At 50.8% G+C, this 15,892-nt stretch carries 13 protein-coding genes and 1 pseudogene; 8 read left to right on the top strand and 6 right to left on the bottom strand.

Annotated features, from left to right (window positions below):
* Positions 1 to 137: 137 nt before the first annotated feature.
* Positions 138 to 611: pseudogene (locus QOY30_RS17335) on the top strand (IS256 family transposase); the annotation flags it as partial.
* Positions 612 to 658: 47 nt separating this feature from the next.
* Here the strand turns inward: QOY30_RS17335 and QOY30_RS17330 are convergent.
* A complete protein-coding gene (locus tag QOY30_RS17330) occupies positions 659 to 1,081 on the bottom strand; it encodes a hypothetical protein (protein WP_283745871.1) in 423 nt (140 codons plus the stop codon).
* 81 nt (positions 1,082 to 1,162) lie between these two features.
* Between QOY30_RS17330 and QOY30_RS17325 the strand changes: the two genes are divergently transcribed.
* Positions 1,163 to 1,393, top strand: coding sequence for a helix-turn-helix domain-containing protein (locus QOY30_RS17325; protein ID WP_349496698.1), 231 nt, complete (start codon positions 1,163 to 1,165; stop codon positions 1,391 to 1,393).
* Positions 1,394 to 1,466: 73 nt separating this feature from the next.
* On the opposite strand, the gene QOY30_RS17320 is transcribed toward QOY30_RS17325, so the two are convergent.
* From QOY30_RS17320 to QOY30_RS17310, 3 genes are read right to left on the bottom strand one after another with little or no spacing between them, the layout of a single operon-like run.
* A complete protein-coding gene (locus QOY30_RS17320) occupies positions 1,467 to 4,868 on the bottom strand; it encodes a DEAD/DEAH box helicase family protein (protein WP_283745869.1) in 3,402 nt (1,133 codons plus the stop codon).
* Positions 4,869 to 6,086 (bottom strand): restriction endonuclease subunit S, encoded by a 1,218-nt coding sequence (locus QOY30_RS17315; protein ID WP_283745868.1) that lies wholly within the window; start codon positions 6,084 to 6,086, stop codon positions 4,869 to 4,871.
* Complete coding sequence (locus tag QOY30_RS17310) at positions 6,083 to 7,621, bottom strand: class I SAM-dependent DNA methyltransferase (RefSeq protein WP_283745867.1); 1,539 nt, start codon at positions 7,619 to 7,621, stop codon at positions 6,083 to 6,085. Before QOY30_RS17310 ends, QOY30_RS17315 begins: the two co-directional genes overlap by 4 nt.
* A 452-nt stretch (positions 7,622 to 8,073) precedes the next feature.
* Between QOY30_RS17310 and QOY30_RS17305 the strand changes: the two genes are divergently transcribed.
* From QOY30_RS17305 to QOY30_RS17285, 5 genes are all read left to right on the top strand, one after another.
* The gene (locus tag QOY30_RS17305) at positions 8,074 to 8,814 is read left to right on the top strand and encodes a TIGR04255 family protein (RefSeq protein ID WP_283745866.1); all 741 of its coding nucleotides are present in this window, start codon (positions 8,074 to 8,076) and stop codon (positions 8,812 to 8,814) included.
* Positions 8,814 to 9,311 (top strand): hypothetical protein, encoded by a 498-nt coding sequence (locus QOY30_RS17300; protein ID WP_283745865.1) that lies wholly within the window; start codon positions 8,814 to 8,816, stop codon positions 9,309 to 9,311. Before QOY30_RS17305 ends, QOY30_RS17300 begins: the two co-directional genes overlap by 1 nt.
* Before the next feature lie 2 nt (positions 9,312 to 9,313).
* Entirely contained in the window at positions 9,314 to 9,787 is a 474-nt protein-coding gene (locus tag QOY30_RS17295; RefSeq protein ID WP_283745864.1) for a hypothetical protein, read from the top strand.
* A gap of 167 nt (positions 9,788 to 9,954) precedes the next feature.
* Positions 9,955 to 10,440 (top strand): GNAT family N-acetyltransferase, encoded by a 486-nt coding sequence (locus QOY30_RS17290; protein WP_283745863.1) that lies wholly within the window; start codon positions 9,955 to 9,957, stop codon positions 10,438 to 10,440.
* Between the two features lie 98 nt (positions 10,441 to 10,538).
* A complete protein-coding gene (locus tag QOY30_RS17285; RefSeq protein WP_283745862.1) occupies positions 10,539 to 11,768 on the top strand; it encodes an anion transporter in 1,230 nt (409 codons plus the stop codon).
* A gap of 51 nt (positions 11,769 to 11,819) precedes the next feature.
* On the opposite strand, the gene QOY30_RS17280 is transcribed toward QOY30_RS17285, so the two are convergent.
* Positions 11,820 to 12,731, bottom strand: a complete 912-nt coding sequence (locus tag QOY30_RS17280; protein ID WP_283745861.1) for an abortive infection family protein — start codon at positions 12,729 to 12,731, stop codon at positions 11,820 to 11,822.
* An 88-nt stretch (positions 12,732 to 12,819) separates the two neighbouring features.
* Positions 12,820 to 13,635: a TIGR02391 family protein gene (locus tag QOY30_RS17275; protein WP_283745860.1), complete on the bottom strand. Its 816-nt coding sequence runs from the start codon at positions 13,633 to 13,635 to the stop codon at positions 12,820 to 12,822.
* A gap of 332 nt (positions 13,636 to 13,967) precedes the next feature.
* On the opposite strand from QOY30_RS17275, the gene QOY30_RS17270 reads away from it, so the two are divergent.
* Positions 13,968 to 15,728, top strand: coding sequence for a retron Ec67 family RNA-directed DNA polymerase/endonuclease (locus QOY30_RS17270; protein ID WP_283745859.1), 1,761 nt, complete (start codon positions 13,968 to 13,970; stop codon positions 15,726 to 15,728).
* Positions 15,729 to 15,892 lie beyond the last annotated feature (164 nt).

The following is a 15,892-nucleotide window of genomic DNA, read 5'->3' as shown; positions in this document are numbered from 1 at the left end:
CACTTCAAAGTGGCGCCATTACGGCGGAAATCAGTGGCGCCTTAATGCCGAAAAGTGACACAGGCGCGGTGTGTAAGAAGAAATATAGTGTTCAACCAGGATTTGAGAGAAAGTGTCGCCACCTAGATCGCCTCTCGTATCCGAAAGCGGCGGTGCAACTGTGCATCGTACACATGGTCCGCAACAGCCTGAACTTTGTGCCATGGAAAGTGCAGAAGGAAGTTGCCGCCGATCTGAAGTTGATTTACACCGCGTCGACCGTCGAACTCGCCGAACAAATGCTGACTGAATTCGAGAAGAAATGGGACAAGGATTACCAATCAATCGGGCTAAGCTGGCGGAAAAACTGGGCACGGATCATCCCATTTTTCGACTACCCGCCTGAAATCCGAAAAGTAATCTATACGACAAACGCCATCGAATCGATTAACATGAGCCTGCGCAAAGTCATCAAGACTCGCAGTTCATTCCCGACCGACGAGGCGGTGACCAAGCTGTTTTACCTGGCGCTGAGAAACATCAGCAAGAAGTGGACGATGCCAATCCGGGACTGGAAAGCTGCGCTGAACCGCTTCTCCATCCACTTTGCAGAACGGATTTCATCGAGTTAATCGAAAACCCGTTTACACAAAATTCCGGACACCCCCAAGACCTGCAATTACAAACTAATAACTAACTCCATCTCTTTGTCCGATACGTCGTCATCCTCGTCTGTCGGATGGTAAAGCTTTGCTCCATCTGACATAACGAACATATTCTTGTTATCACTTCGGCGTTCCCATATTTCCCTTACTCGACCGATTTGGTAGAAGCCACTGCCATTCATATTACCGGTTGTCATCAGTCCAACTTCTATATCTTGAAATTCATCTCTTGACGAATTTATTAATCCCAACATATCCCTTAAATGGCAAAAGAAAAACTCGCGTCCACAGGTGGCATTTTCGCCGACCTTCACGTTTACACTAAGGTAGAAAATTGGAATGTGGATGAAAAGCTCAAGCCAACGCCAGCATCGCTCACCATCAGGTGCCAACGGCGGTGGAAGTTTCAACTCCGCTTGTGGATAGGTACGGAACATTATTGGCTATTTTCACTTGTAAAATAGTGCTACTTATAGTCTGTCGCCTTAAAGTCGTCAAGATGTCAATCTTTTGTCATCATGACAAAGAGAACCTCCCAAAAGACAACTGCGCGGCTTAGATTTGCGGCAAATATGAGATTTGCCCGCCAACAGCTCGGGATATCGCAAGAAGAATTGGCGGATTGGTGTGGGCTACACAGAACCTATATAGGTTCTGTCGAGCGGGGAGAGCGAAATATCTCTATAGATAATATGGAGGCAATTGCGGTAGCACTGAGACAAGAACTAACTGTCTTGTTGAGTATGTAGAGTAGTGATTGACTTTGATTGTGAAATTCAATATTCGACATGATTTCATGCTAATTAGGCTGCAAACCGTACCCTACGCCACCGCACTCTTCCGAATCTCAGCCAACACCTGCACCATCAAATCCACCTTCGCCGACGGAAACACCCCCTCCGGCCCCAACGGATTGATATCGGTAAACGGCGACTCATACAGCCGGTCCGGTTCCATCACGCCGTTCTCGGTCAGGTAATCGACGACCAGGTTGATGAACTCAATCTGGTTGGCCGTTACCGCAGTTCCCGAGATGAACTGGCTGAATGCCTGCTTCGCGGTTTCATGGTCCAGCCCCACCAGCGAGCGGATGAACACGCCCAGCCCGTGGCTTTGCTCCTTGGCGCGCTCAATGATTGCCTGTGTACCGCCCGCTTCCACCAGCATGCGCTCCAGCTCATCTAGGTCGGAAGGTGTGAGCGGCTGATTGCGGCGCAGACGTTGCAGTGCCAGGTGGCTTTCATGCGCCTTGAGGAACTGGCGCGCCTTGTCGCGGAAGCGCTCGAAGTTCATACCGATACCCATTTCCGGCAGCTCAATCGTGGTGCCTTCTCCCAGTTCGTCTTCAAAGTCGGTGTAAACGACGATGCGCTTACCTTTCTCGATAAGCTTGATCAACGTGCGCAGCCGTTTGCGTACCGTCTCCAGCATGGCGACGGTGACATCCGCCCACCATTCCTCACCCATCATCGATTGAATCAAAACGATGTGCGCCTTGATGGCCGGGATGCTCTGCTGATCTTCCAGCGCGCTGGCAATGGCGACGATTTTTTCGCGCAGGCTGGCGAAGCCTGGATTGGCCTGCAAAATGGAAAGCTGCGTGCGCAGTACCAGCAAATCAAAACGCTTGGCCTCTTCGTCTTCATCGGACATCTCGGTGGGCAGACCCGACACGTATTGCGCCAGTTCGCCAAACTCCGCCACGCCCAACTTTTGCCACGGCTCAGTCTGGGCATATTTTTCCACCAGCCTGCGTTGTGGCCGCACCACAAAATTGTCGATGTTCATCGCCGCCACCTGCGTATGCAGCATCTCGGCCAACTCGCGGCGCAGTGTCTTGTCGTCACCGGTATCGCCATACGCATCTTCGACCTGGCGCATTGCCTGCTCATCGGTGAACTGGTTGTCCAGCTCGCCGATCAACTGCAAACGCGCCTTGAACAAGCGCGTCCCTAGCGCTTCGCTGGCGGCACCGTCGGTCACATCCGGGTTCTGGGCGAAATATTCCAGATTCTGGCAGTAGTCGAAGATGTAAAAGAATTTCTTGTCCTCATTCGGCCCAAACACATTTGGACACAACCGCGTGCCGCGCCCGACCATCTGCCAGAACTTGGTCTTGGAGCGCACCGCCTTGAAGAACACCAGGTTCAACACTTCCGGCACGTCGATGCCGGTGTCGAGCATATCCACCGAGATGGCGATATGCGGCATCTTGTCTTTTGCGGAGAAATTATCGATCAGGCTCTGCGCGTATTCGGTCTTGAAAGTGATGACCCGCGCGAACTCGCCTTTGTAATGCGGATAGTTGATATTAAAACGCTCAGCGATAAATTCGGCGTGGTCGTTGTTCTTGGCGAAAATGATGGTCTTGCCCAACCGGTCGCCGCCCGCCACCTTCTGCCCGCGCGTCATCACATGTGCCAGCACCTTGTCCACGGTGTCGGCGTTGAACAGCCACTTGTTGAGCGCCTCGGCGCCCACTTCATCGGGCGCAGTGCCGTCCTCGTTCCACTCCAGTGCGTCCCACTGTTCCTGTTCATCTTCCGATAGCTGATCGAATTTGATGCCCTCGCGCTGAAACTTGAGCGGTACGGAAACCGCCTCGGGCGGAACCAGAAACTTATCGGACACCGCATCGTCGAGCGAGTAGGCATCGGTCGGCACGCCGCTTTCAAGGTCGAACAGGCCATAGGTGTTGTGGTCGATTTCGTCCTTGGGTGTCGCAGTCAGCCCCACCAGCAAGCTGTCGAAATACTCGAAGATGGCACGGTATTTTTGATACACCGAGCGATGTGCTTCGTCGATCACAATGAGGTCGAAGTGCCCCACACCAAAGCGGCGCTGGCCGTCCTTCGCGTCATCAATCAACCCCATCATGGTGGGATAAGTGGAGAGGTAAACACGCCCCTCGGTATCTTTTTCAGTAACAAGATTCACCGGCGAAGAATCCGGCAAGTGTGTCTTGAAGGCGTTGACCGCCTGCCGCACCAAGGCCACACGGTCGGCCAAAAACAGCACGCGCTTGGCCCAGTTGCAGCGCATCAACACATCGGCCAGCGCAATCACCGTGCGCGTCTTGCCCGCCCCGGTCGCCATCACCACCAAGGCTTTGCGCTGATAGTCGGTTTCGATGGCTTCGCCGATGCGACGGATCGCGCGAGTCTGGTAATAGCGCTCGACGATGGCCTCGTTGATCGGCGCGGCTGCCAGCGATTTGCGCGTGGTTCTGCGCTGTATCATCAGCTCCAGCTCGGCCATTTTGAAAAAGCCTTGCACCGCACGCGGCGGGTAGCTGGCATCGTCCCACAGCCAATGCTCACAGCCATTGGTGTAGAAAATCACCGGGCGCTGTGCATACTTGGCTTCCAGGCAATCGGCATACAGCTTTGCCTGCTGCTGCCCCACCTTGGCATCGCGCTTGGTGCGCTTGGCTTCAATCACTGCCAACGGTTTGCCGTCATCCGCCCACAGCACATAATCGACAAAGCCGATCCCGGAATCGCTGGGCATGCCGCTCACTTCAAACTCGCGGTCTTGCGGCTTATCCAGCGGCCAGCCCGCTTCTTTCAGCAACAGGTCAATGAAGTAGTCGCGGGTTTGCGCTTCGGAATAATCGTGAGTGTCGGGTTGTGCGGAGTTGGTTTTCTTGGAAGCAGCAATTTCCTCGCGCAGCTTTTTGAGTTCTTCATCCAGTGCCGTCTTGTCGGCCAGCAACGTGGTGAGTTTTGCGTCGCGTTCGTGCAGTTGCGCTTCCAGCTTCTGCAACTGGCCTAGCGACTGCGCCGGTGCGGCGGAAGGCTGCGGCAGCAAGGCAGGCGAAAAACCCAGCGTGGGATCAGGACGCGACTTCTTGCCATAGGTGCGTGCCAGCCAGTAGCACACATGGAGCAGTTCACGTGTCGTCGTCAGCGCATCGGCAGGCAAAATTTTGCGCGTGCTGTGTACCGCCAGATTGCCGAGGTCTTTGATGAGCTTGGTCTTGGTGAATACTGCCTCGCCCGTTGCCTTGCGGAACGTGGGCTCGTGGATGAGCGCACTCAGGTGGTCCTGGTATGGCAGCTTGAGCGTCTTGTCGTAGGTGTAGAGCCACGCCACGGTCAGTTCCAACGCACGGCGGGAATAAAAACAGGATGCGCGGGCATCGGTGTTCGCCGTTCCTTCTGCTTGGGTTGCTGCCTCAAACAGCAACGGCCACTCGGGTTGAAGGAAGGCGAAGTTGCTCATTCAGAGTTCTCCACGAAAAGCGCGGTGTTGGAGGGAGGCGAACAGGTTGTCCAGTTCAGCGAGTGATTGCTGATGTGCAAGCTTAAGAATTTGAATTTGTGAGAATTTCTGTGTGAACGCTCGTTGGTCCTCAAGTGGTGGTTTAACAATCTTCCATCTTTTGAGTGCCGAGAGGTTGAAATATTTCTGAACCGAGGTCGATGCACTCTTGTTGATTTGTTCTTGGAATGCTGGCTGTTGTATCGCCTGATGAAGAAACTCCGGCAGCATTTGCTTACTGTCGGGCATTATCTTGCAGACACCTGTGGTGGAGAGCAACGCGTCGCCAATACCCTCAGGAAATATGCACGTATTTCCAATTGTCCCAACTCGTGACACCAGAACGTCAAACGGCTTAATACTGCTGCGTTTAAGTTTTTCAAATAGCGACTTATCTATATACAGGAGATTTTTCTTGGAAAACTCGCCTCCCTTAGTGATATTCGCAATTCGTATAACGGGTATACCGAACTCTCGGTAGTCATCTGGTTTCATACTTGAACCAAATGGTCCATCCACTATGGAATATTTTTCAGGAGCAGCAATTTCTTCAATATTGCTTAAGGGATAAAGCCCATTTCCTCTAACAGGGTCACCAAACATATCAATAAAAATTGCCTGCGCGAGGCTATCCAGTTGTGCCAAAACTTCCCTGCGCTTAGCCCGTAGTGCGTCGGCATGGTCAAGGATGGCAGCGATTCGGATTTGTTCGGGGAGAGGTAGAAGTGGGATGGAGAGAGATTCAAGAAAGTGCTTCGGTACTCGCCGCTGACCTGCACTACCAGTCATCTTGCGTTCACCATCAAGTCGAATTTTGTCGCGCCTCAGAAAGTGAACAAGGTATCTACCATTAAGCCGCTCGGGGTCAGCCCGAATTACATGGAATTCAGTAGAGCCGAAGCCATATTTGCGCTTGAGGAGAGCTTGTGCAATTTTCCCGTTTTCAAAACAGGGCGTAATTTTCGCTAAAAGAACATCCCCACTGGAAAAGTAGGTGTAACCTTGCCGCACATCGCTGAACTGACGCACTTCATTTGGAGTTGCGATTGAGCACCCTGCTTCCACTCCCGACATGGGCAGAAAATCTACAAGCTCTTCTGCCGATATAGATGCCACAGAATTCAATGTGGGGTTGAGCTTGGCAACTTGACCAAGTTGAACGTAGGAAACGCTACTCACACTAGCATCCCTGCAAGCTTATTCATACCAGCAGCAATCTCCGCTTCCAGCTTGTCCAGCCTCGCCATAATCACCTTGGGTGGCTCGTGCTCCACCACGTCATGCACCACTTCCTTGTAACGGTTAAGCGATAGGTCATAGCCGTTGGCGGCAATCTCGGCGATGGGCACACAGAAGCTCTGCGCAGTGCGTGGGCGTTGCAACTCTTTACCCTCGCGCTGCTCCCAGCGTGCCAACACATCCGGCAGGTTGTTCTTGGCGTGTTCAGTTTCGCTCAATGCTTGTGCAGGGGCAGCACCCAGCTTGTCCTCGGACAGCAGCGGTTGGCGTTTGTCGTCGAGGCTCCAGCCATCTGCCTGCATGTCGTAGAACCAGACGTTATCCGTGCCGCCTGAATTGGTCTTGGTGAAAATCAGTATGCCGGTAGAAACGCCCGCGTAAGGCTTGAATGCGCCGGATGGTAGCGAGATGACGGCTTCCAACTTGTGGTCTTCGACCAGCATCCGGCGCAGTTCTTTGTGCGCGTTGGATGAGCCGAACAGCACGCCGTCCGGCACGATGACGGTGGCACGGCCGCCGGGTTTAAGCAGGCGCAGGAAAAGTGCCAGGAAGAGCAACTCGGTCTTCTTGGTCTTGACGATGGCGAGCAGGTCTTTGGCAGTGTTCTCGTAATCGAGCGAGCCGGCGAACGGCGGGTTGGCGAGGATGAGCGAATATTTGTCTTCGTCCCCGGCGTGGTCTTGCGCCAGCGAATCGCGGTAGCGGATGTCGGGGTTGTCCACGCCGTGTAGCGCCATGTTCATGCTTCCGATGCGCAACATGGTGTTGTCGAAGTCGTAGCCGTGGAACATACCGTGGTGAAAATGCTTGCTGGCTTTGGCATCGCGCAGGATTTCAGGATGATGCTGGCGCAGGTATTCGCCCGCCGCCACCAGAAAACCGCAGGTACCGCTGGCCGGATCGCAGATGACGTCTTTGGGGTTGGGCGCGGACATTTCCACCATGAGCTGGATGATGTGGCGCGGCGTGCGGAACTGGCCGTTCTGCCCGGCGCTGGCGATCTTGCCCAGCATGTATTCGTACAGGTCGCCCTTGGTGTCGCGGTCTTCCATCGGCACGTGATCGAGCAAGTCCACCACTTTGGCGAGCAGCGCCGGGGTGGGGATGGTGAAGCGCGCATCTTTCATGTGGTGCGCGTAGGTGGAGCCATCGCCGCCCATGGTGCGCAGGAAAGGAAACACATGCTCGCCCACCACGATGTACATCTCGCCAGGTGCGAGGTGCTTGAAGCGCGACCAGCGCAGGTCGTTGTAATTCCGACCTTTGGCATCTGCGCCCACAGGGAAAATGCGCCGCTCTATCGGCTTGCCGAGGCGGATGGATTTGTTTTCTTCAAGGGTGTGCAGGTCGTCCAGCCTGCGCAGGAAAAGGAGATAAGTGATTTGTTCCATCACCTCCATCGGGTTGGAGATGCCGCCAGACCAGAAGGCGTTCCAGATTGAGTCTATTTGGCTGCGAAGTTCGCCGGTGAGCATGGGTTTTACCTGGCCATTCTTGTTGCCCTGCAAGTGCACGGGCGTGGATTGGTAATCTATTCTTTACAAAATAAATCGTTCATGAGTCGCTACTAACAAAATCAAAGTAGCGAAGTGCAAAGTATACCTCGTAGCGGTCATCAGTTGATTGGCATGCACTAGGATGGGCGGCTTCTGCCGTTCGGCGTTGTGTAGCGCTCGACATGATCGGCTATTGCAGACGCTTTAGGCCAGCCAAAATTACTTCCGCCCAATACGCCAAAGCAGACTCAGCACTAGAGTTGTGGGGAGATAATGGGCACAGCGGAGGTGTCGAGAATTTTGTGCAAAATAGCTGTCATAATGGTTTGTGAATACTGCGTGACTATCGACCACAGTGGGTACGACGCATGCATTGCGTCGAACCACTTTGCGTCATACAATCTACTTATGCACAGAGCAAACCGCTCCATATGAGCAATTTGCATTACTCAAAAGCCCCAATTATTGAGGCCGTTATTGATATTCAGATTGCTCCTCAATCTGAGGCTCCACTTGCACGCCTTAAGGAACTTGCTGATACGCTCAAAGACAGGTTCCCATCTCAAAACAAATTAAATTCTGTGCGGATGCAGGTAGAACACAATGCTGAGGACGCGGCAAAAAACAAATCAACCACGACGCTTGATGAAATGGGGATCAGGTTGGTGGATGAACCGAACACCCGAATACTTCAGCTAAAAAAAACGGGGCTAACCTACAGCCATTTACCCCCTTATTCTGACTGGGCTTCCTATAGCAGAGAGGCAAAAGAATATTGGGAGTTATTTGTTAAATATTGCGAGCCTAAAGTTGCAACAAGAACTGCGGTGCGATACATCAATCGAATTGACATCCCGCTTGCAACGGTTGCAATCGAGGATTATTTGAGTCTATACCCGCAAATTCCCGATGGTATTTCGCAAGATGTTCAAGGAATGCACTTGCAACTACAAATGCCACAAACTGACATAGCAAGTATGGCTGTGATTAATGAGGCTGTAGTTGAGCCAGCGACACTTAAAGGGTTTTCCGTAATTGTCGATATTGACGTATTTAATAGCTCAACTACTGCACTGCCAGATATCTGGAATTTATTAGAGCAGCTTCGCAACAGAAAGAATAAGATTTTTGAAAGCATTATTTCCAACAAAACTCGGGAGCTAATTCGATAATGAACTATGCCATACCAGCACGAGAGTTTTATATGTACTCACCTTCCCAGCGTGAAACTCAAACAGCCACAGATGCTCTGCGGAACATTATGGCTTCCATGTTTTCGCCGAACACAGCTTCGGTTGTTAACGAAATCCCAGTCACCAGCACAATTCAAAAAATCAGGAGCATGCAAAGCTGGGGAACAAACTGGGATGGAGTTGAGGTAACGGCAGTAAGCGCAAAGGCAGTTGCAAATGCGATGGCGCTCATTGATCAGCTATATTCAATCGCGACACAACTGAACATAGACTGGAATGCTCCCAATGTGACCGCTAGCTCCCTTGGTGAAGTTGTTTTGGAGTGGTGGAATCACGAAAAGAAACTAACACTCTATGTTGATAATGAACAAGCTCAATATGTAAAGGTTTGGGGTGACGACATCGATACGGAAATGGCTGATGGCCCCCTCGATGAAACTGCCATTGCGCCTACACTTGAGTGGCTAGGGGCATAGCATTGTCTTTCGTTGAAGACGAAGAAATCTTGTATCGGAGTATTTCCTTTAAACGGAATCAATGCGCCCGCGATGCAAATGGTAACTTGAGATTAAGTTCTCAGTCGTTTACTGATCCATCGCTTCAACCATCAGTGGACAGGGCCCGTCTTTTCGATAACGACCCATGTCGCGCCCAGAAATCTCCTGAAGATGGAATTGTCAGCTTAGTTACTATTGATGTGCGCAACATCAAAGACTTCAGGCAAACCACCGATAAGGGCAAGCCTAAAACGGATGAGAATGGGCAAGAGCTCATGCATGCATTTGATGTAATTCCTGACCCTGTAACCACTCACCCAGTAAATCCTGCGCACGCCCTAATTACATCCTCACCAGGCTACACAGGCAAAAGTGCATTTAAGCGCCTCATTGAAAGGCTGGCGCGCCTTGCCGAAAATAGAGGCTGGATAATTACTCCGCAAGAACAGCAATAAAACTAGCATCAACTGACTATGTCAGCATTGCGAATGCTGAATCGCCCCCAAAGTAGTAAACACCTGTTAGCCTGATCGTCTGGAGTGCGGTTCCAAACCGGCTGTTGGCTCATCTAACCCCTCACTTTTACGTTATGTGTAAAAAAACAGGTCCATCCGAGTCCAATATGAAAATCGAGTTCGAGGTTATTTCGAAGAGTCAGATCACGGATGCGATCCGAAATACCTTCGCTGAGGCTTTAAAGCGGCAAGGAAAGGTTCAAGGCAATCTTCAGGAAAAGGCCGACAGATGCAAGTTACTTTGCATTGCAAAAATTGATTCAGAAGTGGCTGGCATAGGGGCGATAAAAGTCAAAACAGGGTCCGATTTTTCGGCACAGAAAGCCTGTTTGCCTGATCTATGCAATGATTTTGAGTGGGAGCTGGGTTATTTGTTTACGGAGCCTGCGCATACTGGCAAGGGCATTGGAAAGAACATTGCAAGAGTTCTAATCGAAGCATATGGCGCAGGAAATCTAATGGCCTCAACAGAGATAGCTGCTAATCCGGCCATGCTTCGAATACTTGAAAATTTTGGGTTTCGGCAATACGGCAAGCCTTGGAAAAGCGCTATCCATGAGAACTATCTTGGCTTGTTCCTCCGGTTTCAGTGACTGGCTATGGCTGCGAGCAAACACATGACAAGTCGGTCAAGCCGTTCGCTTAAGTGGGCGATACCATATCAACAGCAGCTCAATGTGGTCGGTATATCATGAATTTGTCGCTTTGGACGCTTGCTATCGTTCTCCTGCTCATTGCATTTCGGCTTGTTGTTGGATTGCGCCTAGCCATCTGGCAGATTATGCTAGGCGGCGCACTAACCGTTCTTGTATGTCGTGCGATCACATTGACCCAGGCATGGCGAGCAATCGATTGGGAAGTCATCGGTTTTCTGTTCGGCGTATTTACACTAGGGCAGGCACTTGTTTCCAGCGGGTTGTTGTATCGATCCAGTACCCGTTTGTTAGGAAAAGTAGGGAACGCAGAGCTATTGGTTCTGACCGTGTTGCTAGGTAGCGGTCTGGCATCTGCGCTGCTCATGAACGATACTGTGGCGGTAATCGGAACGCCGCTCATGCTGACCTTGGCTCGTGTTCATAGATTGCCGTCAGTCCTTCTCCTGCTCGCCCTTGCCTTTGGCGTGACCATCGGCTCCGTCATGAGCCCGATTGGTAACCCGCAAAACCTGCTCATCGCCATCCATGGCGGGGTGTCTAATCCATTTTGGACATTTTTCAAATGCCTGACTCTGCCGACTCTTCTCAACTTGTTTCTCGCATGGGGTACGCTGCGCATTGCATTTTGGCGTGACTTTCACGGGCAGGCATTGCTTCATTCGGTGCCAGAACTTGATGACAAGCACCTCGCACGTCTTGCTGCACAAGGTGTGATATGTATGACGGCAATCATCTGCCTCAAGATTGTCCTGGCAATCCTGCCTACACCAATGGAATTGCCGCTGTGGATCGTGGCGGTCGGGGCCTGTGCGCCCATACTGATACGCAGCCCGCGCCGGATGGAGGTGGTGCGGCACATTGATTGGCACACCCTTATCTTCTTCGTTGCATTGTTTGTGCTGATGCAGTCTGTCTGGGATAGCGGCGCAATCCAGTCATGGCTACCACCAATCAACTCGTCGTTTGCCAGCGTACCTCACCTATTGGTAGGTAGTGTGTTATTGAGCCAGCTGGTTTCCAACGTTCCGTTAGTGGCATTGGCTTTGCCGCTCGTCCAGTCAGCAAGTTCGCATTCCGAGGCTATGCTTGCCTTAGCTGCGGGTAGCACTATCGCTGGCAACCTGACCTTAATTGGTGCAGCGAGCAACATAATTATCGCCCAAGCCGCCGAGCGAAAAGGTGAACATTTGGGCTTCTGGATTTTCCTGGCGGTTGGTGCACCGTTGACGCTAGTTAATCTATTGGTCTACTGGCTATTTCTCTAATATTCGCTGCTTAGTCCAGATTGCGGGCATGCTGCAACGGAGGATTCGCTCTCATTTACTGCCCCTCACCTTGTGCGTTTCAGCCAAAAACACCGCGAGCGTCGATGCAGCACCAACTGCCAACTTCGCATGCCGCGGTTGCAGCCCCCTATCGGAGCCGCTTTTTCCGTGGCCTGTTCCATATTGATTTCTCAACTCAGCAACGCCGTGAGTAATTGATGCCAAATTACTCAATAGCCGTCTTATAGTATTAGCCGCTTTTGCCTCTTCTGGTATGTCCTCGGGAGTCAATTGCAATATATTGACGGTACTCTTAACGAGCTTCGGCAGATCGTCCCCTTTTGTAAAAACTACGCCGGCATCCGTCAGGATACTCTTGCAGCAAGTTTCGACTAACTCCTTGGCTGTGCCAATGGCAAGCTCTGGGTCTTGATTCACGGCCGCTTCCATACGAGTGATTTGCTGCGAAACGTAGGCGACGTCTGTTCCAGAAAGAGTTTCTCGCGCCGCACGAATCCCTGGTGAAACGTGGATACCTACATACCTGCCAACAAATATCGGCTTACCTGAAAGACGCGCCTTTTCAACTAGCTGGAATCCGTCGTTACTCAAACAATTGTTGAAGAGCTGGCAAAGCCGCTCGCACTCGGTCACATCAGACCGAACTACTGGGTGGATAGATTCGCAAAGGACTCTAAGAAAGGTCTCGTCATCGCCACGCATCAGATTGAAGCGAGGGTCAGAGAACACCCAACCGGCATCCCAGTCATCGTTGTTCACTGTGTGTTGCCATATATCCCCGATAGCATCTTTGAATCGGCTATCTGTCGAAGGCATTGCTTCAAGATCCCATATTCTTGAAAGAAACTCGACTTCTTCCAGTCGACCGTAGAGGTTTATCTTCTCAAGAAAGACAAGGTCGAAGATGTCTCTTCTCGTTAGCTCGGATATTTTGGTAGCCATGGTGTCCTGTGATGAAGGCTAAAGTGCGAAATCAACGGATGGAAAAAGCGTTGTTTTTAGACGATCCAATAACACCTGGAATAACTCGCTAGGTCTCATGTGATTGCACTTTCGTTGCATTGTCGAGTTTCCGGTGGACGAATGATAAAAGAGCAAAAACATCGGCGGCGTCTTGCTCAGGCATTGCCCACATGACTTTAGGTGCGTGGGCAGTTGGATTTCGAATTGCGCCAAAAACGCCCACAAGCAGATGGGCGATCCCCTTTTGCTCGCTTATCTCGGTTTCAGTTTCAAGAGAGTTAAAGGCAAGAATTGGTGCCTTGGTTGAAAAGACTAGATTGACCAACTCTGCGCCGTCCATGCCTTGACCGGATAACTGGCGGATACGCTCTGCCATACCTTTGACTGCCTCGAGGACAGCATGAAAATAGTTTTCCTGAAGCAACTCGGCACGACAGTACTTGAGCACCTCAGAATGAGTTCCTCGCGACTCCAAAAGGGAATGCAATTGGCTAGCTCGCGCGAGTGCGCCAGAAAGAGTAGTCTCACGAGTAGCGTGAACCACCTTTCCGTCATCCCTGACAGAGTATCCTGCAAATGCAAGAGAGACGTTCAAACCATCCCGCCGCCATTCAAATAGCTCAGGCGTTGAGATGTAGCGGGCTGGCGCCATTGCACGATTGACGAACATGATGAGGTGGTTGCCGACCTGACTCTTGTTTTGGGCTTGCGCCAGGGCGTTAAACAAGCGCTTCCATTTGGTGAGCCCAACATCCGGGTCAACCAACCCCATGTCAGCAAGTATGTGGCCAATTTCGCCGCCACTGAGACCGTTCGTCGTGTCAGCCAAAACCTTGCATGCAGCTTGCAGCTGAGCAACATCAAAGCAGGGAATGCGTGCCATGGTTCCTAAGCGCCCTCACCGTTATTCATAGGACAGATATATTCGAGCATGTTTTGACATGATAGTCCGATCTTACCTGACCTTTCACTGGCGAAACTCATCTGTGCACAGCGTCAGGCATTATAGTGTTCGCTGGCGAATGTCTCCATATTTTGACTGCATGAGAGCATGCTAAAATCCAGACGAGTCTACAGACAGACCTTTTGCTACGATTCGTGGCATGTGAAACAAACGGCAAGGGCTTTGCTCTCCGCCATCCTTCTCGCGACGTGACTGTGTGAACGTTGCCTCGCATAAGAGTGTCTGTAGACTCACCCGTTCTTGGACGCTGAATGACACAACTAATCAAACTGAAGTCAGCGAAAAATCTTCACGATGTGGCAGCCCTAATAGGGTTTAAGGCGTCTGCGCTTTCGTTCATCTTGTATAAGAAGAATGACGCTACCAAGTACAAACAGTTTGATATTCCAAAACGACACGGCGGCACTCGAAACATCAGTGCACCGGTACCGGAGTTAAAGCTAATTCAGCGACGACTGTCTGATCTTCTTCAAAATTGCGTAGAAGAGATAAACAAGGCCAACGGCTCGCGTGACAGGATTTCGCATGGGTTCAAGCGAAAGCGGTCAATTATCACGAATGCCAAGGAGCATCGAAACCGCAAGTATGTATTCAATGTGGATTTGACGGATTTCTTTGGCAGCATCAACTTTGGTCGCGTTCGTGGATTTTTCATGAAGGACAAGAATTTCTTGTTACATGCGGATGTGGCAACAGTGCTAGCTCAAATCGTTTGCCATAAAAACGCCTTGCCACAAGGCAGTCCGTGTTCGCCGGTTATATCCAACGTAATCGGCCATGTGCTTGATATCCACCTTGTTCGGCTGGCTGCACGTCACGGGTGTACTTATTCGCGGTACGCAGACGACCTGACGTTCTCCACAAACAAACCAGAATTTCCGGCATGTATTGCCCAGTGTGATTCGGGCGATAAACACAAGTGGAGCCCGGGCAGTGAGCTTGCAACTCTGATTAAGAAAAGTGGTTTTGCTATAAATCCCATCAAGACACGAATGCAGTATCGTGATTCACGACAAGAGGTGACAGGGTTAATCGTTAATAAGAAGGTGAACGTTCGTAGTGAATACAGGCGCACAGTGCGTGCAATGGTTCATCACTTGTTTACCAAAGGCAGTTTTGATTTCGTACATAAGGTGGTCGACGAAAAAGGCGCGATGATCATAAACAAGGTGGCAGGCTCAGCAAATCAACTTCACGGCATGCTTGGTTTCATTGATGGAGTTGATCTCTATAACGAAAAACTGAACCCGCAAAACAAAGACTCAAAAGATCAATTCAGCGCCACAACCAAGGAGTCAATGTATCGAAGATTCCTGTTATTCAAGGAATTCTATACCGCGCAAACCCCGGTCATTATTTGCGAAGGCAAGACGGACAACGTCTACATCCTGCATGCGATTAGGAGCCTAGCTGCAACACATCCGCGACTTGCAACAACGAACGCAGATGGAGTTATCAAACTGGCAGTCAGAATCTTTAAGTATTCTGGAACAAGTACGGGTCGAATTCTTGGTGTCAACGGAGGAGTATCGGGCCTTTCACATTTCATGCGGCTATACGATCGAGAACACAAAAAATTTAAAGTTCCAGGAGCGCAACAACCCGTAATTTTGCTGGCCGACAATGACGCGGGAGCGAAAGGGAAAGGCGGTATATTTAACACGGTAAAAGGAATAACAAAAGCGGTGGTAGCTGGCACAGAACCATTCGTGCATATCACAGGCAACCTATATTTAGTTGCTACACCACTGAAATCTGGGGAAAAAGAGTCAGTGATTGAGGATTTTTTTGACGATGCAATCAAATCAACAATCGTTGGCAAAAAAACATTCAGTCTCAAGGATGATTTCGATTCAGATGCGCACTATGGAAAGCACGTGTTTGCGCAGAAGGTTGTACGAGTGCACGCAGACAAGATTAATTTCAGCGGCTTCAATCCAATCTTGTTCAACATCGAAATGGTGATTAATGCGCATACCAAGAATCATCTTGTCATAAGCCAGACGCCATAGCACCTTACTCGCATATTTCGTGCGCAACTAAACTAAGCAGTCCTCTCTGGGCAATGACTGCGAAAAATTGACCTGGTTATTGATGCAGATGAGGTTTTGATGTACTTGACGGAAGATGCTAGTATTTGTTTCCGTCAAGTCTCATAGACACTTGATTAGCGTAA

The sequence above is a fragment of the Sideroxydans sp. CL21 genome, from assembly GCF_902459525.1.
Taxonomy (GTDB): Bacteria; Pseudomonadota; Gammaproteobacteria; order Burkholderiales; family Gallionellaceae; genus Sideroxyarcus.
The sequence above is the reverse complement of the archived record's forward strand: the minus strand, read 5'-3'. Positions and strand labels throughout refer to the sequence as shown.

Bases quoted from the DNA above. Each gene is read 5' to 3' on its own strand.
- QOY30_RS17330 (WP_283745871.1), bottom strand. From the start codon at position 1,081: ATGTTCCGTACCTATCCACAAGCGGAGTTGAAACTTCCACCGCCGTTG.
- QOY30_RS17325 (WP_349496698.1), top strand. From the start codon at position 1,163: ATGACAAAGAGAACCTCCCAAAAGACAACTGCGCGGCTTAGATTTGCG.
- QOY30_RS17320 (WP_283745869.1), bottom strand. From the start codon at position 4,868: ATGAGCAACTTCGCCTTCCTTCAACCCGAGTGGCCGTTGCTGTTTGAG.
- QOY30_RS17310 (WP_283745867.1), bottom strand. From the start codon at position 7,621: ATGCTCACCGGCGAACTTCGCAGCCAAATAGACTCAATCTGGAACGCC.
- QOY30_RS17305 (WP_283745866.1), top strand. From the start codon at position 8,074: ATGAGCAATTTGCATTACTCAAAAGCCCCAATTATTGAGGCCGTTATT.
- QOY30_RS17300 (WP_283745865.1), top strand. From the start codon at position 8,814: ATGAACTATGCCATACCAGCACGAGAGTTTTATATGTACTCACCTTCC.
- QOY30_RS17290 (WP_283745863.1), top strand. From the start codon at position 9,955: ATGAAAATCGAGTTCGAGGTTATTTCGAAGAGTCAGATCACGGATGCG.
- QOY30_RS17285 (WP_283745862.1), top strand. From the start codon at position 10,539: ATGAATTTGTCGCTTTGGACGCTTGCTATCGTTCTCCTGCTCATTGCA.
- QOY30_RS17280 (WP_283745861.1), bottom strand. From the start codon at position 12,731: ATGGCTACCAAAATATCCGAGCTAACGAGAAGAGACATCTTCGACCTT.
- QOY30_RS17275 (WP_283745860.1), bottom strand. From the start codon at position 13,635: ATGGCACGCATTCCCTGCTTTGATGTTGCTCAGCTGCAAGCTGCATGC.
- QOY30_RS17270 (WP_283745859.1), top strand. From the start codon at position 13,968: ATGACACAACTAATCAAACTGAAGTCAGCGAAAAATCTTCACGATGTG.